General features: G+C 55.8%; 1 protein-coding gene. It reads right to left on the bottom strand.

Annotated elements, in window-relative coordinates; all coding sequences use genetic code 11:
* A partial coding sequence (locus tag CWC11_RS20830) for a phosphopantetheine-binding protein (protein ID WP_171038484.1) occupies nucleotides 1–280 on the bottom strand: 280 nt, incomplete at its 3' end.
* Nucleotides 281–308: the final 28 nt, after the last annotated feature.

Below are 308 nucleotides of genomic sequence, written 5' to 3'. Positions count from 1 at the left end.
ACTGACGGATGGTCTGCGCTTCAAACAAAGCTCGAGCGCTGAAGTGCAGCCCCGCTTTGGCGGCGCGTGACACCAGTTGAATGCTAAGGATGGAATCGCCCCCCAACTCAAAGAAGTTGGCGGTGGTGCTCACCTGTTCGCAATCGAGCTGTAACAACTCGGCCCATAACTTCTGCAAGACACTCTCTATTTCCGTTTGCGGGGCCTGATAGGCAGCCCCCACTAGGGTTTCTGAAGGCGCTGGCAGCGCTTTTTTATCGACTTTGCCATTGGCAGTCACTGGCCACTGCGCCACTGCAATCACAGTC

Source organism: Pseudoalteromonas sp. S3178 (genome assembly GCF_005886985.1).
In the GTDB taxonomy this organism is placed as follows: domain Bacteria; phylum Pseudomonadota; class Gammaproteobacteria; order Enterobacterales; family Alteromonadaceae; genus Pseudoalteromonas; species Pseudoalteromonas carrageenovora.
Note: the sequence above shows the minus strand (reverse complement) of the source record. Positions and strands in the feature narration are given on the sequence as shown.